Below are 24,002 nucleotides of genomic sequence, written 5' to 3' on the forward strand. Positions count from 1 at the left end.
AAGCTAATATAGAAATTAATAGCAAGCCACAACGGAGTATTTATTATGAGCCCATCTATTCCCAAGGCAAAAACGGTTGATGAATCTGCCGTCCATGAGCACGTTTATAAGGTATTTCCAAATGACTTAAATGCCCACCGTACAGTATTTGGTGGCTTGGTCATGTCTACCCTGGATCGCATCGCTCTCGTTGTTGCCGAACGCCATAGCGGCCATGTCTGCGTGACTGCATCTGTCGATGCCATGCACTTTCTCGCTCCAGCCAAAGATGGTGATACGCTCATTTTTAAAGCCGCAATCAATCGCGCTTGGGATAGTTCGATGGAGGTTGGCACTAAAGTGATCGCAGAAAATAGCTATACTGGTGATGAACGTCATATTCTCTCTTCTTACTTCACCTTTGTCGCCCTAGATGAACACGAAAAACTTGCAAAGGTCCCGGCAGTGATTGCGAATACCGCCGATGAAAAGCGTCGCTTCAAGGAGGCCCAATTACGCCGTGATTTACGCTTACAGAACAAAAAAGCCATTGCCAATTCACGCAAGAAAGGCGATTAACATTATGCAGCAAAAACCCTTGGTTATTTTAGATCGTGATGGTGTCATTAATGAAGACTCAGAACATTACATTAAATCTGCTGAGGAATGGCAGCCAATCGAGCACAGCTTAGGCGCTATCGCCAAACTCAATGCAAATGACATTAAAGTCGCTGTCGCGACAAACCAGTCCGGCATGGCCCGCGGCTATTTCGATTTAGCAACTTTACAAGCCATGCACAAAAAAATGGCCACCTTACTTAAAGAGCAAGATGGCAAGATCGATTATCTAGAATACTGCCCACATGGCCCTGATGAAGGATGTGGTTGTCGTAAGCCTAGGCCAGGTATGCTCGAAAGTATCTTACATTATTTTAATTTACCAGCAGAGCAGGCTTATTTTGTCGGTGATAGCTACAAAGACATTCAAGCCGCACGCGCCATCGGCTGTACACCTATTTTGGTCTTGAGTGGCAAAGGACGTGGTACACTCAATCAACACCCAGAACTTGAAAAACAAATCAAAATCTTTCAAACTCTGAATCACTTTGTTAACGAGTTACTAGCCAATGCAACAGCCTAAACCGAGTTTATTTTTAAAAACAACTTCTCTCATCCGTTCAATTATTTATTATATTATTGTCGGTATCATCACTGTATTTATCAGCATTACATCGATTATTACTTTACCCTTACCTTTTAAAATCCGTTATAACTATATTATGGCCTTTTGTCCAATTGCCTTACTCTGCGCACGCTGGATTTGTGGCATACGTTGTAACATAGAAGGTAAAGAGCACTTAAGCGGCGAAAAAGTCGCGGTAATCATCAGCAATCATCAATCTGCCTGGGAAACCTTCCTTTTTCCGACTATTTTTCCGCCATTGGCAATTATTATCAAAAAATCTCTGCTTAAAATCCCCTTTTGGGGCTGGTCTTTTGCATCTCTTGAGCCTATTGCCATTAACCGTGATGATGGCAAAAAAGCCATGCTACAAATCCTCCGTCAAGGCAAAGCCGCCGTTGATAAAGGCCGCTGGATTGTCATTTATCCAGAAGGAACTCGTTCACAGCCTGGAGAAATTGCTCCTTTTAAAAAAGGCAGCGGCATACTCGCCGCCTCTTTACATCAGCCTATTTTTCCTATCGCCCATGATGCGGGCAAGTGCTGGCCAAAAAATAGCTTTATTAAATACCCTGGCACAGTCAATGTGCGCATCGGCAACAAAATTGACACTAAAAATAAAAAGCATGACCAAATTAACAGCGAATGCTACGAATGGATAAAAGAACAACTTCAAAGCTTTAAAAACTAACCTGTTGATTCTAAAAAAATCTAGCTATGCAGCTTAGAGTTTCAGTGGCATAGCTTTTGCACTCCTAGACAATAGAACAATCAGGAGGCAAATATGGTTGCACGCTTCAAAGATCTTTTTAAGGCCGACGGCTCAACTGAAATTAGTTATAAAAGCACGCTTGAATATACCGCGACAATAACTCAACTCCCACACACCAGAGGGTCTGAAAAAAAAGACTGCTGGCGTGAACAAAAAATGCCAATATCCTAAAGGTTTCCCTAAAAAAATAATAAAAAAATTAGAGAAATTAAAAACAAACCCACAAATTAGCGCTGAAGATATTTTATATTTAGAGTGCGAAATTCTCGCAACACCGATGGCGATATATAGTCAAGATTCGCAGAATTTAAACAATCACCTTTTTCTGACTCAAGGCTTTTGCCTGGAAAATTATATCAATGAACGCATTGAGAATATCTATAAAGATATGCTTAATAATATGGAGCACCACCATTTACAAGAGCAACGCCGCGTCATCAGACTGTTGCAGCTGCTTATTTAAATCAAAAACAAATTTTTAAAAATTTTTAGCAAAATCAAATAGATAAACTAACCTCATAATAAAAGTAGTAAATGAGGTATGCAGGTCATGCAGCAGTTTATCGGCCAATATGGTCATGTTATTATTATTCTTTGGTTTATCAGCTTAATTTTATTAGAGTCTTTAATACCACATTATCTATCATTCAAAACCAATCTAGAGAAAATCTCACGTTTAACAAAACACATTAGCCTTTGGCTAATAAATCAAGGCGTTGGATTAGTTATCGTTCTGCCAATGATTATATGGGCGAGCCAACATGCGCTCTGGCAACAAACGGCCTTTATTCCTCTGCCTGTTGCGATTATTTTAGGCTTATTAGCTTTAGATTTAATTAGCTATTGGTATCACCGCATCGCCCATATTTTACCCTTTTTGTGGCGTTTTCACGAAATTCACCACTTAGATGAGGGCTTAGATGTAAGCACAGGCTTGCGTGTACATTTTGGCGAAGTGATTATCACCGGACTCATTAAAGCGTGTTTTATTTTCTTACTTGGCATTCCGCTAGAAGCGGCCATCTTATTTGAAACTCTAGTTGTTTTACAAGGGATTTATCATCATTCTAATTTTAAAACACCCAATGGGTTAATTAACACTTTATCGCTTATTATTACCACACCAAAACAGCACGCTGTTCATCACCACGCACTGCGCGAAGATACTGACTCGAATTATGGCTTTATATTTATCTGGTGGGATAAAATATTTGCTTCATTCAATACAGCCAAACGGCAAAAAAATTGGCGCATCGGCTTAGAATATAGCAATGATTTGTCATTTTTTTTCTTTATTAATTTCACCTTTTCAAATCAAGCTACTAAAAGAGCGAGTCAATGATAACAAAGGTTCAGAACAGGAGCCATCACTATGAAAGCAATTAAGCTAATTAAAGAATCGCTCGTACAGCAAACTGCAATTATTTACATGATCATCTCGGCAATATGTATTGCTTCTGCCGGTTTTTTTGCAAAAATTGCCATGCAATATACAAGCGTGCAAATGACACTACTCGCACGTTTTGGCGTGCCACTAGTACTATTAGTTATATTTTTCACTCTTTATAAAAAGTGGCGAGATTTACAGTTAACTAATACAAAAAACACTTTATCCGCGCTGTATTTTTAACACTTGCCCAATTTCTATTATTTATCTCTATCATTCATTTATCTCTTGCAGAAGCAACTGTTCTTTACAGCACTGGACCTATTTTATTGCTATTTTTCTTTTTCAAAAATGAAAAAAATTAACCTTCAATCACTGGTTGCTGTACTCATCGGCGCTGCCGGTGTTGGTCTGATGATGCATGTGGAAAATGGTGTAATTAATCCATATGTTTTAGTTGGCTTATTATCAGGTTTTTGCCTATCGGCCTCACAATTGCTATTGCACAACGCAGCTAAAAAAGAAAAAAATAGCCATGTCATGCTCTTTGTTTATTTATTTTCGACACTCTTATCCTTTGTTTATTTTGGCCTAGCGGATATAGAAGCAGAATTGAAAGCACTCAGCCCTCTTCTTTCATTTTCTATTCCTTTAATCGGTATTTTAATGCTGGTTGGTTTAGCCAGCTTAGGCAATCAATTTTTCCGTGGCAGAGCCTATCAGCAGGTACGCGATCCGGCGAGTATCGCGCCTCTTATTTATATTTCTATATTAGTCGCAGGGCTCTATGACATTTTCTTCTACAATCACCTGCCTGATATGGAAGTCATTATCGGTGCCATCTTAATTGTGACCAGTGCTTTATTTAGCAAAAAATAGCCAATAGTTAGGAGAATATCATGAAAGGAATTCCATGTATTTTAATGCGCGGCGGTACATCAAAAGGCCCTTTTTTCCTGGCCTCCGATCTGCCTGATAACCCCAAAGAACGCGATCAAATCTTATTAAAAATTATGGGTTCCCCCCATCAATCTCAAATCGATGGCATCGGTGGAGGCAGCAGCGTTTCCAGTAAGGTTGCGATTATTAGCCCCTCTAATCGAGAAGGTATCGATGTTGATTATTTATTTTGCCAAGTCGTCATCGGTGAGTCTCGCGTCGACTCTAGCTTAAACTGTGGCAATATGCTCTCAGGCGTCGGCCCTTTTGCAATCACGAAAGGCTTGGTTAAAGCTCAAGAAAAAGAAACCATTGTCCGTATTTATAACCAAAATACTGGGGTAGTCGTCGAAGCAAAAGTGCAAACACCCAACAAAGAGCTTAGCTTTGATGGTGAAGTCACTATTGATGGAGTGCCTGGACAAAGTGCACCAATAGAACTCAGCTTTCTAGATTCTGTCGGTGCTAAAACAGGCAAATTATTACCAACAGGCGCAGCTGTTAATACTATTGAGAATATAGAAGTTTCCTGCATTGATGTCTCCGTGCCTGTTGTTATGATGCTAGCAAAATCGCTTGAAAAATCAGGTTATGAAACCAAACAAGAGCTGGATCAAGATAAAAAACTAATAAAAAAAATGGAAGCTATCCGCCAAAAAGCAGCAATACTCATGGGTATGGGCGATGTCAGCCAGTCGGTCATACCCAAAATGGCATTACTCGCAGAACCTCGTTTTAATGGCAATATCAGCTCACGCTACTTCACTCCCAAAGACTGCCACCCCAGCCATGCAGTCACCGGGGCTATTTGCATTGCAACCGCTTGCCTTATCCCTGGCTCTATTGCTAATAAAGCTGCTCATAATATTCTTACTCAAGAAGAATCCCATGGAATTATTGTCGAGCACCCAGCTGGAAAAATAGATGCTGTGATTCATAAAGAAATGACTGGAGAAACCATCGATATTCCTAAAGTTTCTTTTATCAGAACAGCAAGGCCATTATTTTCCGGTGAAGTGATGATTTAATTACTAAACCTGATTATCAAGCAGTAGCTGCCTTTGTAACCCTTGCTCTTCGCTTTGATTGCGAAAAAGAGTGGCCACTGTTTACGTCGCCGACGTTAACTTAAGGGCAGTTGCTGTGCCATAGCCATAGCCATATTTCCCACTATGCGATGCTAAGGGTTGGCGCAAGTCTGTTAAGCTTTGTGCTCTTTTCTTTTTGTCATTACCTAAATTTGCTTGAAAACAGGCTGCAATTTTTACATGATCACCCACACCAAAGTCATGTCGGTGTGGAGCCAATATCGGACTACCATCGCTAAGCTCATCTTTTAACGGTATATCAATGGTATATAATCTTGTTTTAGAGCCGGATTCGACATCACTTAAATTATATTTTTGGGGTTCACTTTGAGCACGTTTTCTGACATCTTCTGGATTTAACATAAACCTCTCTCTAATTAGTGATGAAGCGACTCACAATAAAACACTCTAACTTATTTAAGTTTCAGCCAATTATTTTAGTTTTTTATTTAAACTTATAGTTTTATTAGGTTAATAATTTTGATATTTAATATTAATTTATTAATAGTCTTATATTTATTTAATCTTTTTATATTAATCTTTCACGCGCTAAATCTATCATATCACCCTCAAAAAATGTAAGTTTTGTGTAAATTTTTAGTTAGTTTTAAGGCTACGCTGCATAAAATTGTAAATAAAAAGTCAGTAAAATGCGAAAATTTCACCAAAAAAATCAAAATTAAAATTAAAAAATAAAATACAAACAATATAAACCATAATATGAATATTTTAAATTATTTTCTCTAACGTGAAAAATATAGGATTTTATGTGCATAAATTACATTTTTTGAGATTAAGTTAATAATAGATTAATATCTATGTCATATTCAGCATAGGAACGAATAAAATGATTGATTTAAATAAACTAACACCCAGCCAGAGAACTCAAATTGCTGCGATCTGCATAGGGCTTCTTTACGACATTATCGTCGAAAAAGACCAACAATATCAATTAGAGCGTCTTAATCTTATTTTAGAAGAATCAGCTTACACACCGACAAAACAAGCTCCAGAATATGAACCCATCACAAAACCAGATGCACCTGAAATAAAATTGCTTGCAGATAGTCCTAGTTTAGAACCCGCAGTTAAAGAAATAAGTACTTGGTCAAAAGACGACTGGGACGATAACTTAAATAAAAAAACTAATACACTCACTGTAGAAGCATTGAGCCGACTCCTCAAAGATTCAGGTGGTACATTTACCAATATAACGTCAACAGGTGCAGGCTTAGTTGTTACAGGTTATAAAGCACCACCAGCTCCAGGTCATTCACCGACAACAGGGACAGGGGCGACGATTACATTTAATCAACCTGCTGGCACAAACACCCTAGAAGTTAGCGCAGACCCTTCAGCTGATTTAGGGGATGATAATAGCGATGAAACTTTTTTCAACTATGTCAGAAATGTTGCATATGGAGCAGCAGCTGTCGGAGACGAAAAGAGCCTCAAGTTGAGTTTTGACAAGATTCCTGAAGGCAAAGAAGCATCGTGTGCAACCGCTGTAGCCGCCGAGTTTGTTGAATTCGGGCGCTCAGGAGAAAATGATATACTCCAGATTACTGGAATATCTTATCAGCTAGCAGACCTCATACAAAGTCTGAAGGAAAGTATGGAGCGACAAAGACTAAGCTCGACCCCTCTTAAAGATCGACATGATGAGCGAGAAAGAGCTAGACCTGTTGAGTTAGACATCGATTACGACAACTAATAAAAGAAAATCTGAATCTAAAAAATTAAAATAACCAGCCAAGTACACGCAACATTTATCATCGCCACAAGGACTGTGGCACTACCAATGTCCTTGGCTTTTTTAGAAAGAGAATGACGCTCCATAGAGATTCTATCTATCACCGCCTCTATGGCGGTATTGATTAACTCTGCAATTAAAACAAGTAATATACTGCTGATCATCAGCACTTTAGCAACAGCCGATACCTGTAAAAAAAGAGCCACGGGAATAAAAATAACGGCGATTAATAACTCTAATCGAAATGCAGCTTCTGACTTAAATGCTGCAATTAATCCTTCATACGAGTACATTAATGCTTGTGCTAAGCGAATAATTTCTTTTTTTACAACCTCTAACATTGATGCACCTAATACGCTTTATACACGCCAAAAAGTCCGGCTAAATAGTACTAACACAGTAAATACTTCTAAGCGGCCCAATAACATTGCAAAAGACAATATCCACAGAGCAGAGTTATTTAATGTGCCATAATTGCTAATTGCTTCACCCAAAGCCGGCCCTGTGTTAGAAATGCAAGCGATCAAAGCAGAAAATGCTGTCACTTGGTCCAAACCTGTTGCCATCAGTAATAACATTAAAATGACAAAACTCATCACATACGCTGCTAAAAACCCCCACGTTGCATTAATAACATTAGCAGGCACCGGAAAACCACCAAGTTTAATATGAAATACACCATTTGGGTGAACTAAGCGCTGGATTTCACGCTGGCTTTGCTTACGTAATAAAATCAGGCGAATCACCTTAATTCCCCCTGAGGTTGACCCCGCACAGCCACCAATCGCACCTAAAATTAATAAGCCAACTTGAATGAGTTGAGGCCAAGAACCAATACTTACCGAGCCAAACCCCGTGGTGGTCATAAAGGATGAAACTTGAAACATGGAGTCTCGAATCACTTTGCTCACCGAGGTTTCTGTTCCTGAAAAATAAAGCCAGGCCGCAATCACAATCGAAGCAATAAGGAAAATACCAATATAAACTTTAAACTCAGGCTCACGCCAATACGTTCTTAAGTCTCCCTTACGTAACATGATAAAATGCAAAGAGAAGTTAGTTCCACCCACTAGCATAAAAAACACCATCGCATATTGAATCAAAGCAGATGAATAAAACGCACCGCTAGCATCATGAGGAGCATAACCTCCGGTTGAAATCGTTCCGAATGCATAGCAAATGGCATTGAATAAATTCATACCAAAGAGCCAAAACGTCATAATACAAATAACAGTGAGGCCAACATAAATATACCAAAGGGTTTTCGCTGTTTCGGTAATACGTGGTGTGAGTTTATCTTTTACCGGCCCGGTGACCTCTGCACGGTATAATTGCATACCGCCAACGCCAATCATAGGCAGTACAGCGATGGCCAGAACAATAATTCCCATACCACCTAAAAATTGCAACTGCTGACGATAATATAAAATCGATGGCGGTAAATTTTCTATATGGCTAAGTACTGTACCTCCGGTTGTCGTAAAGCCTGATATCGCTTCAAAGACCGCTTCACTAAGCACCATATGAGGATGATAAGACAGCATGAAGGGCAGCGCACTGTAAATACCAAGCACAAGCCAAAATAAGAAAACAACCACAAAACCATCACGTGCTTTTAAATCAACTTTATGTTCACGAGTTGGCAACCAAGCAAAAAAACCTGAGAAAAAAGCCAAGCAAAACGAAATTAAAAAGGGTGTTGCATCATAATCTTGATAAAGCCAGGACACATAAACGGGAGGCAACATACTAAAACTAAAGAGCATTAACAAAATGCCAATAATTTTAAGAATCGATTTTTCTTGTATCATGACTTATTATAAAAACCCAGTGGAAACCTGAAATAAACTTTCGATATCACGAATTTTACGTTTATTGGTCATGAATAAAATGACATGATCATCCGCTTGAATCGTAATATCTTCACAATGAATATAAACCTGATCACCGCGCACAACAGCACCCACAGCAGAACCTTCAGGCAACTTTAGTTGAGACACTTTACGACCAACCACTTTCGATGTTTGGGCATCACCGTGCGCCACCGCCTCAATCGCCTCAGCGGCCCCTTTGCGTAAAGAATGAACTTTTTCTACATCACCACGGCGAATATGCGCAAGCAAAGCACCAATCGTTGCATGCTGTGGAGAAATCGCGATATCAATATCTCCGCCTTCGACTAAATCAACATAAGCCGGGCGATTAATCAAAGAAATCGCATATTTCGCTCCCAAACGCTTTGCTTGCATCGCTGACATAATATTATTTTCATCATCATTGGTCAGTGAACAGAATATATCAATATTTTCGATATTTTCCTGGCTTAATAAATCAGAATCTGTCGCATCACCTAATAAAATAATCGTCCGATCGAGCGTATGACAAGCACGCTCGCTGTGCTTTGGATCAATTTCGATGAGTTTAATATCATAATCCGCTTCTAAACGCTTAGCGACGTGAGTGCCAATATTGCCGCCACCGGCAATCATAATACTGTTAAAACGTGGGCGATCTTCATAAATTTTCGACATTAATGTTTTAATATCATCGTTAGCACTGATGAAAAATATTTCATCTCCAGGCAATAAAGTCGTATTAGCGCCTGGGATAATCCCTTGATTATCGCGAAAAATCGCCACCACTTTTGCATCAATATGCTTATCAATATTAGATAAAAAGCTCGCTGGATGTCCGGCCAATATACTGTTTCTATCAACTTTAATGGCAACAAGGCGTACTTTCGTGCCAGCGAAGTTTAACACCTGTAAGGCCCCTGGGTAACGGATTAAACGACAAATTTGTCGCGTGACCACCTGCTCTGGGCTAATAATCACATCTATCGGAATAACTTTATTAGTAAATAGCTCATCACCATGTTTGGTGTAACTTTGCGAGCGAATACGTGCGATTTTCATCGGTGTTTTAAATAAGCTATGTGCTATTTGACAAGCAATCATATTCACTTCATCACTACTGGTGACGGCAACAACCATGTCCGCATCTTCAACTCCAGCTTGTATCAACACATGAGGATAAGAGGCGAGGCCGGTGACTGTGCGAATATCAAGCTTTTCTTGTAAGGCTTCTAGGTTTTCACTATTCGCATCGACGATAGTAATTTCATTATCATCTTCTTGGCTCAATTGTGCAGCAATCGTCGAACCGACTTGACCTGCACCGAGAATAATAATTTTCATAATCCCTACCGCTCACTACTTCAATTTAACTTTTTGCAACTTTACGCAGTTTTGCATAATAAAAACCATCCATTCCATCCACTTCGGGAAATATTTGTCGACCAAAAGGGCGAGCAACTCCCCAATCCGCCTCAATTTTAACTTCCTCACTTCCTTTTTGCGTTGTCAGAAATTTCTTAATTACCGCTTCATTTTCTTCAGGGAGTATAGAACAGGTCGCATAAACAAGAATACCGCCCTTTTTCAAGCACGGCCACAACGCTGTTAATAAATGCAACTGCAAGTGATGCAGTTGGCCGATATCTTCTAGAGTACGTAATAGCTTAATATCTGGATGACGACGTATCACCCCTGTACCCGAGCACGGTGCATCTAATAAAATACGGTCAAATAGCTGACCGTCCCACCAGTCATCAATTTTTTCAACCGCGGCCTCAAGCAGCTCTGCAGATAAATTCAATCGTCTTAAATTCTCTTGAACGCGCTCTAAGCGCTTGCCATCAACATCGACACAGGTCAAATCAATATTGTCCGCTGTCTCTAAAATATGACAGCTCTTACCGCCAGGCGCGGCACAAGCATCTAAAACTCGTTGTCCTGACACTAAATCCAATAAAGACGCTGCTAATTGTGCCGCTTCATTTTGGACTGAGCATGCGCCTTCGGAAAATCCCGGCAATGCTGTCACCGCCGTTGGTTTTTCTAAACGAATGGCTTGCTTACAAGCATTAATTTCTATCGACTCAGCAGCAATATTCACTTCAGCTAATTTCTCTAAATACGCCTCTCGTGTTCCCCAACGCTGATTCACACGTAAACTCATTGGTGGGCGTTCATTATTGGCTTTTAAAATATTTTGCCAGCGCTCCGGCCAAGCCCGCTTGCAGCGCTTAATTAACCAATTGGGGTGTGAATAAACAGCAATATCTTGGGTTAATAACGGATAATCTTGACGTTGCGCAGCACGTAAAATCGCATTGACTAAACCTTTAGCATGTGGCATTTTTTAGATCCTTTACCGCATCCACCGTTTCAGAAATCGCAGCGTGCGGCTTGATACGCATAAACAACAGCTGGTATAAACCGACGATTAATAACATCTTCAAGCTCGCTTCACGACGGCGCAGGGGTCGGTTTAACAGCTGATCACAAATTGCATCTAATCTCTGGTACCAACGCGTAGAACCAAAGCACAGCTCTTGCAATAAACTCTTATCACTATCATTCAATGCTGAGTTATATTTAAGCAAGGCAGCAGGCAGTGACATCCCCTGGTGAATCACATCGGCAAGTACTCGACTAGCAAGCGCTCGCAAGTTTATCGCTTTATTGGCCAAAACAACGCCCCACAGCAAAGCGTTCGGCCTTACCATTTAAAATATCTCGCGCGGATAGCGCCTTACTACCAGGCAATTGCAATTGCTTAATCAACAAACTTCCAGAGCCTGTCATCACCTCTATGCTCTCTAGGTGATGCTTAATGATCGTCCCAGGTGCTGCCGCCTTATTCAAGGCGTTATTATCTACCGTTGTTACTGCTTGTGCTTGCCAAATACGAATATTATCACCATCGAGGGTGCTAAAGGCGACCGGCCACGGGTTAAATGCCCGCACTTTACAATCTAATTGCACCGCAGTCTCTGACCAATCTAAACACGCCTCTTGCTTGGACAGCTTACGCGCATAAGTCACGCCGGCTTCATCTTGTCGAGTGCAAATCGCTTTACCCTCAGCAATATCATCGATCACTTGGGGCAATACATCGGCCGTTAAATCAAGTAACTTATTGTATAAATCAGCACTGCTGTCTGTATTAGCTATCGCACATTTTGCTTGTGCTAAACTCGCTCCGGTATCCAAGCCAATATCCATCTGCATAATTGTCACCCCCGACTCAGCATCACCGGCTTCTATCGCCCGTTGAATCGGCGCAGCGCCACGCCACCGCGGCAATAAAGACGTATGCACATTAATGCAGCCTAAACGCGGAATATCTAAGACTTCTTGGGGTAATAACATGCCATAAGCAGCAACGATCATTAAATCGGGTTTTAGCTCACGCAACTCATCTTGCTCTGCTATTTTTTTTGAAGCTCGCCGGCTGTAACACAGGAACATTGAGTTTTTGAGCGACTTGCTTTACTGGCGTTGCCGTAAGCTTACGGCCTCGGCCTTGTGGGCGATCAGGTTGGCTATATACCGCAATTAAGTTATGCGACGTTTTTGCAACCATCGCCAAGATTTCTGCTGCAAACTCTGGCGTGCCGGCAAAAACAATATTTAATGACTTCATAATGATCCTAACACCCGCCTTAAATTATAGGGCCTGGCGACGCTGCTTTAATAACTTTTTCTCAAGGCGTTTACGTTTTAACGGTGATAAGTAATCAATAAACACTTTGCCTTGCAAATGATCAATTTCATGCTGCAAGCACACTGCCAGTAAACCGTCGGCTTCAAGCTCAAATTTTTCACCTTTTTGATCAAACGCAGAGATTTTAATGCGCGCAGCACGTTCAACTTTAGCAAATACACCTGGGAAAGATAAACAACCTTCTTCATACTCAGTGTGATCAAACGTCTCTAATATCTCAGGGTTAATCACACACAATGGATCAGATTTGTCGTTAGACAAGTCCATGACTAAAACCTGCTGTTGAATATTCACCTGCGTCGCAGCTAAACCGATGCCTGAGGATTCATACATCGTTTCATACATGTCCTCTATCGTTTTTGCTAAAGCATCATCAAATACAGTGACTTTTTTTGCCTGTAAGCGTAAACGTGAATCTGGGTATTGCAAAATATTTAATAAGGCCATGATAAAACTGCGCTTGCCTCTTGTCGTTTTCAAAACTTGAATGATAACACCATCCCTTTAGAGTGTATAGAAAGCTGGCATGAGTAGCTTTTTTTGTTTAGTCTGAAAGTATATTGGTGTGATCGTGGAGGCATTATGAACCAAGAACAAGCAGCCTGTATTGCACTTTACCACACCCGTCATATCGGCCCACAACGCCTCTACCGTTTGCTCGATCATTTTCAAACTGCAAGCAACATTGTCAATGCCGACCTCCAGCAATTACAATCAGTTAATTTATCTAAGCAGCTTATTAGCGCCATACTCAAGCCCAATTGGCGCATGGCCGATAAAGTCGCAACCTGGGTGTTAGAACCCGACCATCATGTTGTTTTTTTTAATGAGCCAAGTTACCCCACCTTGCTCAAGCAAATTAATACACCACCAGCACTGTTATATATAGTTGGTGATATTCAGCTATTAAATAAACCGCAGCTCGCTATGGTGGGCACGCGCAAGCCCACCCCCTCAGGGCAAGAAGCGGCCTATCAATTTGCTTATGAAGCTGTATATAATCAATTATGCATTACTAGCGGACTTGCCATCGGCATTGATACGATTAGCCATCAAACCGCCATAGACAACCAAGGGAAAACCATCGCCGTGCTTGGCTGTGGTGTCGATGTTATTTATCCATCGCAAAACAAAAAGCTCTATCAGGACATTCGTGAACAAGGCGCTATTGTCTCTGAATTTGCTCTCGGCGCCCAGCCTACTGCCAGGCATTTCCCCCAACGCAATCGAATTATTGCAGGTCTTAGCTCTGGCACACTCGTTGTCGAGGCGGCGGTTAAAAGCGGCTCCCTCATCACCGCTCAATATGCCCTGGATGCCAATCGTGATGTTTTTGCCATTCCAGGTTCTATTTATAACGAGCAGGCCCAAGGTTGCCATTCATTAATCAAACAAGGCGCAACGCTGGTTGAAAGCTTCAGTGATATTGCTGATAACTTTAACTTCAATCATTTTAATTCGGTCACTAGCGGACCCTCTAGAATACAACCTAAAGCAGCGCTAAAAACAGTTAAATCACATCACACAACACAGGAGAATCAACTCCCACAACAATCTGCTCTTGATTTAACAGAAATTGACCCCACCTCTATCTGCGTGTTAGAACATTTAGGCTTCGAAGCGACAGCAATAGATCAGCTGGTTGAAAGAACAGGGCTAGCTGCAGAGGTCATTTCCTCGTCGCTATTGAATTTAGAACTCGACGGGCGAGTCTCAACAATACCTGGCGGCTATATAAGAACTAAGGGGAAGCGACTATGATAAAAGAAAGCGTACTTGACGTTTTGATGTATTTATTCGATCAAAATAGCGAAGCAGATCAGCCTCTTAGCTCAGATCAAGCCGTTTTAAGTGCTCAGCTTGAAAAAGCAGGCTTTGCTAAAGACGAAGTCGATCGCGCCTTTCATTGGTTAGAAGGTTTAGTCGATACCAGCAAATGGCCAAAGCGGTTTGAGCGCTCAACGACAACACGCGCCTTTGCAGATGAAGAAATGAGCACAATTGGTCCAGAGTATCTTAACTACATACTCTACCTTGAGCATATTGGCGTACTCAATGTAGAGTTACGCGAGCTGGTGATTGATCGGATCATGGCACTCGGTGTTGATGAAATTGATTTAAGCCATGTGAAATGGGTCGCTTTAATGGTACTGAATAATCATTATGAAGATGATTTTGAGACCGAGTGGTTCGAAGAAATGATCCTCACCGACCCCAAGGCTGAAGTACAACACTAATAACTAGTACTTGTATAAACTTTGATAAAGTTGTAAGTTTGCGCTTTAAGTAATATAAACCACCATAACAAATTTTTATGGTGATAGCGTTCAATAGTTTTAGATTTAGAGATGATCGATTGCAATCATGGGTAACAAATTAGTCATTGTAGAATCTCCCGCAAAGGGAAAGACCATCAATAAGTATCTGGGTAAAGACTTTGAAGTCATGGCCTCTTATGGGCACGTCCGCGACCTTTTGCCGAAAGAAGGTGCCGTTCAGCCGGAACACGACTTCTCGATGACCTACCAACTCACCGAGCGTGGTGAGAAAAGCATCAGTGATATTATTAAAGCATTACGTAAATCATCTGATCTTTATCTGGCATCTGACCCTGACCGCGAAGGAGAAGCCATCGCCTGGCACTTGCTTGAAGAGCTCAAAGAGCGTGGCGAGCTAGAGGGCAAGAACGTTCACCGTGTTGTTTTTTACGAAATCACCGAACGCGCCGTCCAAGATGCAATTAACAATCCCCGTGGTGTTGCCATGGAACTCGTTGATGCTCAACAAGCCCGTCGTGCACTCGATTATCTCGTTGGCTTTAATTTATCCCCTCTGCTTTGGCAAAAAAATTCGCCGTGGCTTATCTGCTGGTCGTGTTCAAAGTCCAGCACTGCGCATGATTGTCGAGCGTGAGCAAGAAATTCAAGCCTTTAAACCTCGCGAATATTGGACCATTGCTTCTGACTTAATTCACGATAAACAAGAATTCGCGGCAAAGCTAACCCTCTATGCCAATGAAAAAGTCAAGCAATTCACATTTAATAACGAGAAGAAAGCAACAACCGCTCAAAAAACGCTGATTAAAAAAGCCAATAATGAACTAAAAGTTGTCAAAATAGAGAAAAAGCAACGCAAGCGCAATCCTGCCGCGCCATTTACAACCTCAACCTTACAGCAAGAAGCTGTGCGCAAACTCGGCTTTTCTGCTCAACGCACCATGCGCACCGCGCAGCAGCTGTATGAAGGGATTGAAACCGGTGATGGCACTGTCGGTTTAATCACCTATATGCGTACCGACTCGGTCCATCTCGCCGATGAGGCCATTGCTGAATTGCGTGATTTTATTCTTGAGCGCTATGGCAAAGAATCATTACCCAAATCACCACGTAGTTTTAAGTCTAAGGCTAAAAATGCCCAAGAGGCTCATGAGGCGGTTCGACCCACTTCATGCTTACGTTTGCCTAAAGAGTTAAAACCTCATTTATCGAGCGATCAATTTAAGCTCTATGAGCTGATTTGGAAACGCACCGTCGCTTGTCAAATGCAACACGCATTAATCGATACGGTTGCAGTGGATCTTGCTTGCGGCGATGCAGAACATTTATTCCGCGCCAATGGCTCACAAGTAGCGAAGCCTGGCTTTTTATCCGTCTATGAAGAAAGCAAAGACGACGATAAAGCCAAAGATGATGATGACAAACGCTGGTTACCAATCATGAAAGAAGGTGATCTGATCAAGCTGTTAGAGATAAAAGCCGATCAGCACTTTACTGAGCCACCACCACGCTACACCGAAGCTACATTAATTAAAACCCTTGAAGAACACGGCATTGGCCGCCCTTCGACCTATACGGCGATTTTATCCACTCTACAGCAGCGTGAATATATAGAACTCGACAAAAAGCGTTTCCAACCGACGGATGTCGGTAATGTCGTCAATAAGTTTTTAACAAAATATTTCGAAAAATACGTTGATTACGAGTTTACCGCCCACCTTGAAGATGACTTAGATGCCATCTCGCGCGGTGAGAAACAATGGAAACCCTTAATGCATGATTTTTGGAGTCCATTCCAAGATCAAGTAAAAACCATTGATGAAACCGTACAGCGCAAAGACGTCACCCAAGAAGAGCTCGACGAAGATTGCCCAAAATGCGGTGCGAAACTCTCTGAGCGCCTTGGTCGTCGCGGTAAATTTGTCGGTTGTACTAATTATCCAGAGTGTGACTATACGCGCAGTCTCGACGGGGAAGAGCAAGCCCCCCCTGAAAAAGTAGAAGATCGGCAATGCCCGAAATGCGAGAGCGACCTTTATATTCGTCAAGGGCGCTATGGTAAATTTATCGGTTGTAGCAACTATCCGAAATGTAAATTTATCGAGCCTTTGGAAAAGCCTGCCGAAACCGGTGTTGAGTGCCCAGAATGTAAACAGAGCCACTTAGTCCAAAGACGTTCGCGCTATGGAAAAATCTTCTACTCTTGCAATCGCTACCCTGATTGCAAATATGCCGTTTGGAATGAGCCTTTAAAAGAAAGCTGCCCAACCTGTAGCTGGCCGATCTTAACCATTAAAACCACAAAACGTTGGGGTACCGAAAAAGTTTGTCCTCAAAAAGAATGTGATTTTAAAGCACCTTACGAGATCCCCGAACAATCTGGTGAAGAAAAAGCAGAAAAAAAAGACGGTGAATAAGCCAAATCCAGATATTGCAAAGGCGGCGCGATGCATACAACAAGGTGGTATCATTGCGCTACCCACAGAAGGGGTGATTGGCTTAAGCTGTGACCCTAATAATGAGTCTGCAATCAAGCGTCTTTTAGATATTAAGCAACGTCCCGCACATAAAGGGTTAATTCTTGTTGCTGCTGACCTTAGCCAATTACAACCTTTTATCCAAAGATTGAGCGCTGAATTGCTTGATAAATTAACAGCCATACGGTCATACCCAACAACTTGGATAGCACCCGCACAAAAGAATATCTCCAAACTCATTACCGGCGATTTCAATAGTGTCGCCATACGATTAACAACACACCCTCTTGTAAAAGAGCTCTGCCAACAGTGCGACCATGCACTTATCTCAACCAGTGCAAATATCAGCAACCAACCCAGCAGGCGCGATTTAAGCACTCTAGACCCTAACTTAGTCCATCAATTAGATTATTTACTCGCAGGCACAGTCGGCCCACACCAAGGCCCTTCTGAAATTCGTGACTTACTGACCGATACTGTTCTACGACAAGGCTAACACTATGCAAAGCGCACTCGTCAAAAACTTTTTATTACAGTTACAAGATGATATTTGCCAAAAAATAACGACACTAGACGGCAAACAGTTTGAAGAAGATACTTGGCAACATGAAAGTGGCGGTGGCGGCCGCACGCGTATCTTACAAGGGAATATTATTGAAAAAGGGGGTGTCAATTTTTCTCATGTTCAAGGCGATGCCCTACCTGATGCCATACTCAAACGCTTACCCAATTTAGCAGGCTACCAGTTTGAGGCCATGGGCGTATCCATCGTCATGCACCCTGATAATCCTTATATTCCGACCTCTCACTTTAATGTCCGTTTTTTAATGCCACTTGTGCCGATAAACATAAAAAAGATGTATGGTGGTTTGGTGGCGGCTTTGATCTAACACCTTACTATGGCTTCGATGAGGACTGCAAACACTGGCACCAAGTCGCCGCCAAAGCATGCGCGCCTTATGGCGATGATGTTTATCCGCGCTTTAAGCAAGAGTGTGATGACTATTTTTACTTAAAGCACCGCAATGAGGCTCGAGGCATCGGCGGCTTATTTTTTGATGAACTAAACAGCTGGGGCTTTGACCAATGCTTCTCCTTTATTCAGGCCGTAGGGCAAGCTTATACAGATGCTTACCTACCTATCGTTGAGCGCCGTCAAAATACACCTTATAGCGATACAGAAAAGCAATTTCAAAAATACCGTCGCGGCCGCTATGTCGAGTTTAATCTTGTCTATGATCGCGGTACCTTATTTGGTTTACAAACCGGTGGTCGCACTGAGTCTATCTTGATGTCACTGCCCCCTGAAGTTTCCTGGCAGTATAATTGGACACCCAAGGCCGAAACTAAAGAAGAAATACTATACACTCGCTATTTAAAGCCACGTGATTGGTTGGCAGAATAAGCGAGCATCTTTTAAGCTAAAAGTATCACATCAAACCTAAAACCTAAGGATGGGTTTTCTTGTATAAACTCATTTATCAATTCACTGCATTATTATTGTTTATTAGTTTAATCGTAGGCTGTGTCTCACATTACAATTATTACACGCCTCGCCCTAATGATCGTGACAGCTGCGGCCTGTTAGCAGACAATGAGTCTGTCTATATTGGTACCGCCGAAAACTTTCATCTCGGCGATAAATACTATACAGGTAGCGGTGATCAAATTAGTCAATTATTGCTCGAAGAAATTAATAAATATGTCATTCATATCAAACGCAGCAAACACAATGTCACCTTACAACAAGGCTTAACCCAAGCACACAGTGAAGGCTACGCCATCTACATTTATCCACAAATCATTCGTTGGCAGCGACCGATGGGTACAATGAGTTGGCTCGTTGACCACACCGAAGTTCGTCTTAGCTTATATAACGTAAAACACGGCAAACTTGTCAGCGATATCATTGTCCGCGCCGGCCAACCTGTCGCTAGTCAATGGTTTGAAAAGAGCAGTCAACGCTTACAGCTTGCTTTTTCAAGAATTGTTTCACGCTGGTACACTTGCACTAAAAATCAACTGGAGCCAACCGCACCCGGGCTAGATGCTACAGATAGTTAAAATAATTAGCCTAGAAAAACTTCAATTAACCAATCAATCATTGCAACAAGAGCCTTCAATGTAATAACTCAAACTGTGTATGACATATTTAAAGTTCAACTTTTATTTCTATACTCTTATCCATATATCGGCCTACTTTTTTGTTATCTTGTTCAGCAGTTAAAAACAAATATTTTGCTTCTCTTTTAGTTATTGTCTTTTTCTCCTGATTCCGATCGAATACATTTTTAACACAATCTTTAAGTCTTGTATGCCCACCACGATTATCGAGATATTTTTTCATCTTTTCATTTTTATAGTCAAAAATAACATCTACAGTTTGAGCCTCCCATTTACCATCATGCTTTCTGACTACATACTTTGCTTTAGCTTCGAGCAAAGGTGTCTTTTATTCATTATCGAATATCCATTGGCTGCGATCAAAGTCATATAAATTAGGGACTTTAACTGTCTCTTTGATTACTAAATTTTCTCCTTCCACTTTAAATACTCGTTCAGCAGCAACTGTCTCACCTATTAACATCACTGACTTATTCTTTTCTTTTAGAGTTGCTAATATAGATCTTTGTAGGCTGTATGGCACTCCACCCTGATGCAAGTGAGACTTTACAAAATCAACAAAAGCATCATCGTCAAAGAAATGTTTTTTAAGAAGACCTTCGAAAGCCTCATCTGAAGCTGTAGAAAAGTCTCTTTTAATCTCCTCACTATCATCACCATCCATTGAAAAAACATCTGCCCCAAAATCTCTACGAAAGTCTTCGTAGCAATTGGCGTCTCTTGGATTCACTGGAACTAAGTAATCACGTTGTCTAAACTGTTCTCTAAATTCTGGCATAAACCTCTAAACCTCAAAAAAGATATATTCTTACTCTTATCTTTTACCTTTAAAAAATAAATTTCGTAACGGTGCAAATAGCAATAATTTTAGATTAAGTGTTTTTAATTCGTAAAAAAGAAAGTCAGGAGAAAATTCATCAGCTCATGATCAACATATATCGATAGACATGTTAGGTGTTCCGAATGCTATAATATCGATACAAGACAAACTAAAAACTAAATAAACAATGACATATAAAGTATGTATTACAGGAGCAAGTAGTGGCATCGGAGAAGCCTTAGCCTATTATTATGCTCAGAAAAGCGCTGACCTCACTCTCATCGCGCGTAATACCGAGCGCCTAAATCAAGTAAAATCCCACTGTGAAAAGCTCGGAGCCACCGTGACAACAGCATTAATCGATATACGTGACCACCAGCAACTTAATGACTTTTTAGTCCATAATGATCAACAAAAACCTATTGACCTAATCATTGCCAATGCTGGCCCCTCACTCAAACAACTCAGCAATGAAACAGCTGACTATTATTCTGCGCAGCGGGCCATGGTTGATATTCATATCAATGGCACATTTAACAGTATTTATCCACTTATCCAACGGATGCAACAGCGCCAATCCGGCCAGATTGCCATCATGAGTTCGATGAATGCCAAAATTTTTCTACCCGGCCGAAGCATTTATGGTGCAGTAAAAGCCGCCTTACTACACTTTAGCTTAGCACTGCGCCAACAGCTTAGAAATGATCATATCAAGGTTAATGTAATTTGCCCTGGTTGGGTGAAAACACCTCGTACAGACCTTAATCAATTTTCCATGCCATTTAAAGTTACAGCAGTCACTGCAGCCAAAACTATTGGAAAAGGACTTAATAAAAATAAAGCAGTCATTCAGTTTCCATGGCAACTTACTACAGTTATTCGCCTTTACAACATATTGCCTTTAACAATTCAAGAATGGGTCAGTCACACGCTCTATTTTGCTAAATCAAAAGACAATGATTAAAAACCACTACCTTCCTGCTGTAAATATGCTTGTTCTTTTTCTGTAGAATCCCTGCCTAAACTAGCATTACGGTGAGGAAAACGACCAAATTTATCAATTACATCATAATGACTTTTTGCATAAGCTGCATACTGTTCAAACACTGCTTTATCTTTTGCAGCCGCTATATGAAGCAATTCATCGAACTTCTCCAGTGATTCCACCTGGTCAGTAATATCTTCAGAATGTTCTAATGGTAAATAAGCAAATACTCGCTCTATTAGAGTCAACTCAGTATCTAATTTTTTATCGATCAGTAAGCGACATAACTTGCGGGCTATGCCATCATAAGCAAAGGCTTTTGCTGTATCTCGGTAGATATTACGAGGAAATTGGTCAGTTAAAATAATTGCTGCTAAAATTTCACGCGCGCTATTTCTTGCAAAAGGCCACTGGTCTTCTACAATCTCATCCAGTATAGTTTCATATTGGTTTGCAATTTTACTATCAACAGCAGGATCTTTACCCCACCATAGTTTTGCCTGATTATTTGCTGTATCTACCATACTAGCATGGTTACCAAACCAAAAATCTAAAATATCATTAACCATAAAGTCCATCTTATTTACGATATACTATCGTATCTGCCTAGTATTAAATTATATTAGGTAACTTATTTTTTAACATCTGAAAAATGTTTATTTTTATGATATGAGTCTGTAGCAGAAAACTGCTTATTCATTTTCAACTGCCCCTGATAATTCGCTTCAATTCCTTTAGCCCGCCAAAGTGAAATATGATGAGGCATAAAGACATAGCCCAAAGGCGCAATCGTATCGTGATTCATTATATAATCTCCAAAATTTAATGATACATTCTGTCACCAGATATTCCATGTAACGTGATATAATCTAACACAATTATGAGCAATGATAAAATAATTTAAAATTTCTTAACATATTTTTTGTTCTTGCTAAAACAGCCCCTGCATTATAGACTACAATGATTAAAATTTAAATCCCATAAAAGAAAACTAGCAATTCATATAACACCTTTTCAAAATCTATTAATCTTCCTTTTTAATTTTTGTTCACTGCTTAACACTCTCAAATGCAATACATCGATTGGCTATATAATAGCCTATTCATTTATATCAATAAACAAGCAAATTTCTACTAAATACTTCAATAACTGATTTAAAGCAATCTAATTTTTATTAGCAAACACTACTATATTCTTATGTTATGATTTTATGATATAGAGGTAAGCAAACTGATCCATGCTGATAAATTTTTTCACAATCACAACACAACCAAAAACATACTTAACAACTTTAACTATAAAAATACAGAGATTTTCTACGGTATGCTTTCCTTCAGTTTCAAAATAATAAAGTTAACAACAAGCAATGGAGAGTAGAAAATTAGATTTTGTCAACAGTAATAATACTACATTATATACTAAAATATATTGCATATATATACTCATAAGAATCTGCATATAGCAGTTAATTTCTCTAAAACATTTGCATTAGCAAATGCAGTTATCTAAAAAATACCATCCAGAATATATGAAATAGCACCTGCATTGGTTGCTCGACTAATAACTTCAGGCTTTGTTTTGCAGTCTAGTCTGACCTTGATCGTATTCGTATACTCTTCAACTGTTCTCATTGATAGCGCAATCTAGCTACAATATCTTTAACAGTATTGCCACGCAGCAAATAAAATATACACTACGCCTCTCTTCTACTCAATCGAATATTATCAATCACTAAACGCCCCTGAGGTTCTCCTAAAGAAATGAACCGATTGACATAGTTTTCTTCGACTATTTTAAGTTTGATTTATTTTTTATGGCCAACACCCTGATTTAGTTATCCATACTCTATGGATGATTTTAGTTATTATCCTAATATCTCTCGTTAAAGCTCCAGTCATATATTCAAAACCACTAGGAAAAATTGATATTTGAGTTATAGTTATAGCTCAATCAAGTATAACTAAAAATATAGAGTATAAAGGCGATAAACCAATGAATATTGCATTTATGGGTGCACAAGGCACAGGAAAATCAACAACTTTACAAGCAATTATCAACAAATTGCCTCACCCTAGCTATATTATTGGAGATCAATATCGCTTAATCGCTAAAGCCTTAAACTACAATAACCCTAGGCAAATCATCTTAGAAGGTGGTTCTTACCAATACACCCAAAGCATGAGCGCCTTTGTTTCAACAGCGCTAGGCAGCTTTACTCAGCTAGACATAAGCCAAGCTCACTATAACTTTGCTGATCTAGATCCAATCACTTATTATGCTTTCTACTTATACTGGATCAATAAAGATGCAAAGAAAAGAGCTATACAACCCTACGCCCTGCCTTTCATAGAAAAGCTCGTAGACTATTACAGTCAAAAATTTAATTTACATTTTTATTTTCCTATAGATATTATTCCTTTAAAAAGTGATGATATGCGTGCTTTTGATCCTGAATTTCAACAAGAGATTGAATCTCTTTTAAGACAGTCTCTAGATAAATTTAATATTAAAATATTAAATTTATTGCAAAAAAAGCCAATTGAAAGCCGATGCGATGAAATTATTTATTGGATTAATAAATATAATAATTAACCATTAGCGTTAGAAAATCATCACAAAGCTGCCAGTAATTTCCAACTCAAGGAAAT

29 protein-coding genes and 2 pseudogenes are annotated in these 24,002 nt (G+C 40.1%); 17 read left to right on the plus strand and 14 right to left on the minus strand.

Annotated features, from left to right (window positions below):
• Positions 1-45 precede the first annotated feature (45 nt).
• The 8 genes from BGC07_RS08790 (at position 46) to BGC07_RS08825 (ending at position 5,288) form a co-directional block, all read left to right on the plus strand.
• On the plus strand, positions 46-558 hold the full coding sequence (locus BGC07_RS08790; protein ID WP_069312795.1) for an acyl-CoA thioesterase: 513 nt from the start codon (positions 46-48) through the stop codon (positions 556-558).
• A 4-nt stretch (positions 559-562) separates the two neighbouring features.
• Positions 563-1,120, plus strand: a complete 558-nt coding sequence (gene gmhB, locus BGC07_RS08795; protein WP_069312796.1) for a D-glycero-beta-D-manno-heptose 1,7-bisphosphate 7-phosphatase — start codon at positions 563-565, stop codon at positions 1,118-1,120.
• The gene (locus tag BGC07_RS08800; protein WP_069312797.1) at positions 1,107-1,853 is read left to right on the plus strand and encodes a lysophospholipid acyltransferase family protein; all 747 of its coding nucleotides are present in this window, start codon (positions 1,107-1,109) and stop codon (positions 1,851-1,853) included. The genes gmhB and BGC07_RS08800 overlap by 14 nt, the downstream gene beginning before the upstream one ends.
• A 226-nt stretch (positions 1,854-2,079) precedes the next feature.
• Complete coding sequence (locus BGC07_RS08805; protein ID WP_235603050.1) at positions 2,080-2,397, plus strand: hypothetical protein; 318 nt, start codon at positions 2,080-2,082, stop codon at positions 2,395-2,397.
• A gap of 87 nt (positions 2,398-2,484) precedes the next feature.
• Positions 2,485-3,276 carry a sterol desaturase family protein gene (locus BGC07_RS08810; RefSeq protein ID WP_069312798.1) on the plus strand — a complete coding sequence of 264 codons (792 nt, stop codon included), beginning with the start codon at positions 2,485-2,487 and terminating at the stop codon, positions 3,274-3,276.
• A gap of 30 nt (positions 3,277-3,306) precedes the next feature.
• Positions 3,307-3,564, plus strand: a complete 258-nt coding sequence (locus BGC07_RS08815; protein WP_069312799.1) for a hypothetical protein — start codon at positions 3,307-3,309, stop codon at positions 3,562-3,564.
• Positions 3,565-3,672: 108 nt separating this feature from the next.
• Entirely contained in the window at positions 3,673-4,200 is a 528-nt protein-coding gene (locus BGC07_RS08820; protein ID WP_069312800.1) for a hypothetical protein, read from the plus strand.
• Between the two features lie 20 nt (positions 4,201-4,220).
• Positions 4,221-5,288, plus strand: coding sequence for a 4-oxalomesaconate tautomerase (locus BGC07_RS08825; RefSeq protein WP_069312801.1), 1,068 nt, complete (start codon positions 4,221-4,223; stop codon positions 5,286-5,288).
• 81 nt (positions 5,289-5,369) lie between these two features.
• Here BGC07_RS08825 and BGC07_RS08830 read toward each other — a convergent pair whose 3' ends face one another.
• Positions 5,370-5,711 (minus strand): hypothetical protein, encoded by a 342-nt coding sequence (locus BGC07_RS08830; protein WP_069312802.1) that lies wholly within the window; start codon positions 5,709-5,711, stop codon positions 5,370-5,372.
• 484 nt (positions 5,712-6,195) lie between these two features.
• Here BGC07_RS08830 and BGC07_RS08835 point away from each other — a divergent pair, with 484 nt between their 5' ends.
• A complete protein-coding gene (locus tag BGC07_RS08835; protein ID WP_069312803.1) occupies positions 6,196-7,062 on the plus strand; it encodes a hypothetical protein in 867 nt (288 codons plus the stop codon).
• A 17-nt stretch (positions 7,063-7,079) separates the two neighbouring features.
• Here the strand turns inward: BGC07_RS08835 and BGC07_RS08840 are convergent, their stop codons facing one another.
• From BGC07_RS08840 to def, 8 genes are read right to left on the minus strand one after another with little or no spacing between them, the layout of a single operon-like run.
• Positions 7,080-7,442 carry a diacylglycerol kinase gene (locus tag BGC07_RS08840; RefSeq protein WP_069312804.1) on the minus strand — a complete coding sequence of 121 codons (363 nt, stop codon included), beginning with the start codon at positions 7,440-7,442 and terminating at the stop codon, positions 7,080-7,082.
• Positions 7,443-7,460: 18 nt separating this feature from the next.
• Positions 7,461-8,912, minus strand: a complete 1,452-nt coding sequence (locus BGC07_RS08845; RefSeq protein ID WP_077216828.1) for a potassium transporter TrkG — start codon at positions 8,910-8,912, stop codon at positions 7,461-7,463.
• A gap of 6 nt (positions 8,913-8,918) precedes the next feature.
• On the minus strand, positions 8,919-10,298 hold the full coding sequence (trkA, locus tag BGC07_RS08850) for a Trk system potassium transporter TrkA (RefSeq protein ID WP_069312805.1): 1,380 nt from the start codon (positions 10,296-10,298) through the stop codon (positions 8,919-8,921).
• A gap of 25 nt (positions 10,299-10,323) precedes the next feature.
• The gene (gene rsmB / locus BGC07_RS08855; protein ID WP_235603051.1) at positions 10,324-11,301 is read right to left on the minus strand and encodes a 16S rRNA (cytosine(967)-C(5))-methyltransferase RsmB; all 978 of its coding nucleotides are present in this window, start codon (positions 11,299-11,301) and stop codon (positions 10,324-10,326) included.
• Positions 11,288-11,635 (minus strand): transcription antitermination factor NusB, encoded by a 348-nt coding sequence (locus BGC07_RS22140; protein ID WP_235603052.1) that lies wholly within the window; start codon positions 11,633-11,635, stop codon positions 11,288-11,290. Before BGC07_RS22140 ends, rsmB begins: the two co-directional genes overlap by 14 nt.
• Entirely contained in the window at positions 11,625-12,362 is a 738-nt protein-coding gene (gene fmt, locus BGC07_RS08860) for a methionyl-tRNA formyltransferase (RefSeq protein WP_235603053.1), read from the minus strand. The genes BGC07_RS22140 and fmt overlap by 11 nt, the downstream gene beginning before the upstream one ends.
• Before the next feature lies 1 nt (position 12,363).
• Entirely contained in the window at positions 12,364-12,591 is a 228-nt protein-coding gene (locus BGC07_RS22145) for a formyltransferase family protein (protein WP_235603054.1), read from the minus strand.
• Between the two features lie 24 nt (positions 12,592-12,615).
• Positions 12,616-13,119 (minus strand): peptide deformylase, encoded by a 504-nt coding sequence (def, locus tag BGC07_RS08865; protein ID WP_069313845.1) that lies wholly within the window; start codon positions 13,117-13,119, stop codon positions 12,616-12,618.
• A 135-nt stretch (positions 13,120-13,254) separates the two neighbouring features.
• Between def and dprA the strand changes: the two genes are divergently transcribed.
• The 6 genes and pseudogenes from dprA (at position 13,255) to BGC07_RS08895 (ending at position 19,489) form a co-directional block, all read left to right on the plus strand.
• Entirely contained in the window at positions 13,255-14,433 is a 1,179-nt protein-coding gene (dprA, locus tag BGC07_RS08870) for a DNA-processing protein DprA (protein ID WP_069312806.1), read from the plus strand.
• Positions 14,430-14,909, plus strand: coding sequence for a DUF494 family protein (locus tag BGC07_RS08875; RefSeq protein ID WP_069312807.1), 480 nt, complete (start codon positions 14,430-14,432; stop codon positions 14,907-14,909). The genes dprA and BGC07_RS08875 overlap by 4 nt, the downstream gene beginning before the upstream one ends.
• A 127-nt stretch (positions 14,910-15,036) precedes the next feature.
• Positions 15,037-17,365, plus strand: a pseudogene (gene topA / locus BGC07_RS08880) (type I DNA topoisomerase).
• The gene (locus BGC07_RS08885) at positions 17,358-17,921 is read left to right on the plus strand and encodes an L-threonylcarbamoyladenylate synthase (protein WP_069312808.1); all 564 of its coding nucleotides are present in this window, start codon (positions 17,358-17,360) and stop codon (positions 17,919-17,921) included. The pseudogene topA and the gene BGC07_RS08885 overlap by 8 nt, the downstream one beginning before the upstream one ends.
• Before the next feature lie 4 nt (positions 17,922-17,925).
• Positions 17,926-18,830 (plus strand): annotated as a pseudogene (gene hemF / locus BGC07_RS08890) (oxygen-dependent coproporphyrinogen oxidase).
• A 59-nt stretch (positions 18,831-18,889) separates the two neighbouring features.
• Entirely contained in the window at positions 18,890-19,489 is a 600-nt protein-coding gene (locus BGC07_RS08895) for a DUF4823 domain-containing protein (RefSeq protein ID WP_235603055.1), read from the plus strand.
• Positions 19,490-19,577: 88 nt separating this feature from the next.
• Here BGC07_RS08895 and BGC07_RS08900 read toward each other — a convergent pair whose 3' ends face one another.
• Positions 19,578-19,868 (minus strand): hypothetical protein, encoded by a 291-nt coding sequence (locus tag BGC07_RS08900; protein WP_069312809.1) that lies wholly within the window; start codon positions 19,866-19,868, stop codon positions 19,578-19,580.
• Positions 19,869-19,877: 9 nt separating this feature from the next.
• The gene (locus tag BGC07_RS08905; RefSeq protein ID WP_069312810.1) at positions 19,878-20,327 is read right to left on the minus strand and encodes a hypothetical protein; all 450 of its coding nucleotides are present in this window, start codon (positions 20,325-20,327) and stop codon (positions 19,878-19,880) included.
• A gap of 229 nt (positions 20,328-20,556) precedes the next feature.
• On the opposite strand from BGC07_RS08905, the gene BGC07_RS08910 reads away from it, so the two are divergent.
• Positions 20,557-21,333: an SDR family NAD(P)-dependent oxidoreductase gene (locus tag BGC07_RS08910; protein ID WP_069312811.1), complete on the plus strand. Its 777-nt coding sequence runs from the start codon at positions 20,557-20,559 to the stop codon at positions 21,331-21,333.
• Here BGC07_RS08910 and BGC07_RS08915 read toward each other — a convergent pair.
• From BGC07_RS08915 to BGC07_RS23225, 3 genes are all read right to left on the minus strand, one after another.
• The gene (locus tag BGC07_RS08915; protein WP_201258133.1) at positions 21,330-21,923 is read right to left on the minus strand and encodes a DUF924 family protein; all 594 of its coding nucleotides are present in this window, start codon (positions 21,921-21,923) and stop codon (positions 21,330-21,332) included. The two genes, BGC07_RS08910 and BGC07_RS08915, sit on opposite strands and share 4 nt — an antisense overlap.
• Positions 21,924-21,985: 62 nt before the next feature.
• Positions 21,986-22,159, minus strand: coding sequence for a hypothetical protein (locus BGC07_RS20620; RefSeq protein WP_158006898.1), 174 nt, complete (start codon positions 22,157-22,159; stop codon positions 21,986-21,988).
• A gap of 700 nt (positions 22,160-22,859) precedes the next feature.
• Complete coding sequence (locus BGC07_RS23225; RefSeq protein ID WP_268801635.1) at positions 22,860-22,985, minus strand: hypothetical protein; 126 nt, start codon at positions 22,983-22,985, stop codon at positions 22,860-22,862.
• A 361-nt stretch (positions 22,986-23,346) separates the two neighbouring features.
• On the opposite strand from BGC07_RS23225, the gene BGC07_RS08920 reads away from it, so the two are divergent.
• Positions 23,347-23,946, plus strand: a complete 600-nt coding sequence (locus BGC07_RS08920) for an ATP-binding protein (protein WP_069312813.1) — start codon at positions 23,347-23,349, stop codon at positions 23,944-23,946.
• Positions 23,947-24,002: the final 56 nt, after the last annotated feature.

It is taken from the genome of Piscirickettsia litoralis, from assembly GCF_001720395.1.
Taxonomy (GTDB): Bacteria; Pseudomonadota; Gammaproteobacteria; order Piscirickettsiales; family Piscirickettsiaceae; genus Piscirickettsia; species Piscirickettsia litoralis.

Excerpts from the sequence above, each read along its gene's own strand:
- BGC07_RS08825 (WP_069312801.1), top strand. The coding sequence starts at position 4,221 with ATGAAAGGAATTCCATGTATTTTAATGCGCGGCGGTACATCAAAAGGC.
- BGC07_RS08830 (WP_069312802.1), bottom strand. The coding sequence starts at position 5,711 with ATGTTAAATCCAGAAGATGTCAGAAAACGTGCTCAAAGTGAACCCCAA.
- BGC07_RS08920 (WP_069312813.1), top strand. The coding sequence starts at position 23,347 with ATGAATATTGCATTTATGGGTGCACAAGGCACAGGAAAATCAACAACT.
- BGC07_RS08790 (WP_069312795.1), top strand. The coding sequence starts at position 46 with ATGAGCCCATCTATTCCCAAGGCAAAAACGGTTGATGAATCTGCCGTC.
- BGC07_RS08910 (WP_069312811.1), top strand. The coding sequence starts at position 20,557 with ATGACATATAAAGTATGTATTACAGGAGCAAGTAGTGGCATCGGAGAA.
- BGC07_RS08845 (WP_077216828.1), bottom strand. The coding sequence starts at position 8,912 with ATGATACAAGAAAAATCGATTCTTAAAATTATTGGCATTTTGTTAATG.
- dprA (WP_069312806.1), top strand. The coding sequence starts at position 13,255 with ATGAACCAAGAACAAGCAGCCTGTATTGCACTTTACCACACCCGTCAT.
- BGC07_RS08810 (WP_069312798.1), top strand. The coding sequence starts at position 2,485 with ATGCAGCAGTTTATCGGCCAATATGGTCATGTTATTATTATTCTTTGG.
- BGC07_RS08840 (WP_069312804.1), bottom strand. The coding sequence starts at position 7,442 with ATGTTAGAGGTTGTAAAAAAAGAAATTATTCGCTTAGCACAAGCATTA.
- BGC07_RS08800 (WP_069312797.1), top strand. The coding sequence starts at position 1,107 with ATGCAACAGCCTAAACCGAGTTTATTTTTAAAAACAACTTCTCTCATC.
- trkA (WP_069312805.1), bottom strand. The coding sequence starts at position 10,298 with ATGAAAATTATTATTCTCGGTGCAGGTCAAGTCGGTTCGACGATTGCT.
- gmhB (WP_069312796.1), top strand. The coding sequence starts at position 563 with ATGCAGCAAAAACCCTTGGTTATTTTAGATCGTGATGGTGTCATTAAT.
- BGC07_RS22145 (WP_235603054.1), bottom strand. The coding sequence starts at position 12,591 with ATGAAGTCATTAAATATTGTTTTTGCCGGCACGCCAGAGTTTGCAGCA.
- BGC07_RS20620 (WP_158006898.1), bottom strand. The coding sequence starts at position 22,159 with ATGAATCACGATACGATTGCGCCTTTGGGCTATGTCTTTATGCCTCAT.
- BGC07_RS08815 (WP_069312799.1), top strand. The coding sequence starts at position 3,307 with ATGAAAGCAATTAAGCTAATTAAAGAATCGCTCGTACAGCAAACTGCA.
- BGC07_RS08835 (WP_069312803.1), top strand. The coding sequence starts at position 6,196 with ATGATTGATTTAAATAAACTAACACCCAGCCAGAGAACTCAAATTGCT.
- BGC07_RS08905 (WP_069312810.1), bottom strand. The coding sequence starts at position 20,327 with ATGCCAGAATTTAGAGAACAGTTTAGACAACGTGATTACTTAGTTCCA.
- BGC07_RS08915 (WP_201258133.1), bottom strand. The coding sequence starts at position 21,923 with ATGGTTAATGATATTTTAGATTTTTGGTTTGGTAACCATGCTAGTATG.
- BGC07_RS23225 (WP_268801635.1), bottom strand. The coding sequence starts at position 22,985 with ATGAGAACAGTTGAAGAGTATACGAATACGATCAAGGTCAGACTAGAC.
- BGC07_RS08875 (WP_069312807.1), top strand. The coding sequence starts at position 14,430 with ATGATAAAAGAAAGCGTACTTGACGTTTTGATGTATTTATTCGATCAA.
- BGC07_RS08820 (WP_069312800.1), top strand. The coding sequence starts at position 3,673 with ATGAAAAAAATTAACCTTCAATCACTGGTTGCTGTACTCATCGGCGCT.
- rsmB (WP_235603051.1), bottom strand. The coding sequence starts at position 11,301 with ATGCCACATGCTAAAGGTTTAGTCAATGCGATTTTACGTGCTGCGCAA.
- def (WP_069313845.1), bottom strand. The coding sequence starts at position 13,119 with ATGGCCTTATTAAATATTTTGCAATACCCAGATTCACGTTTACGCTTA.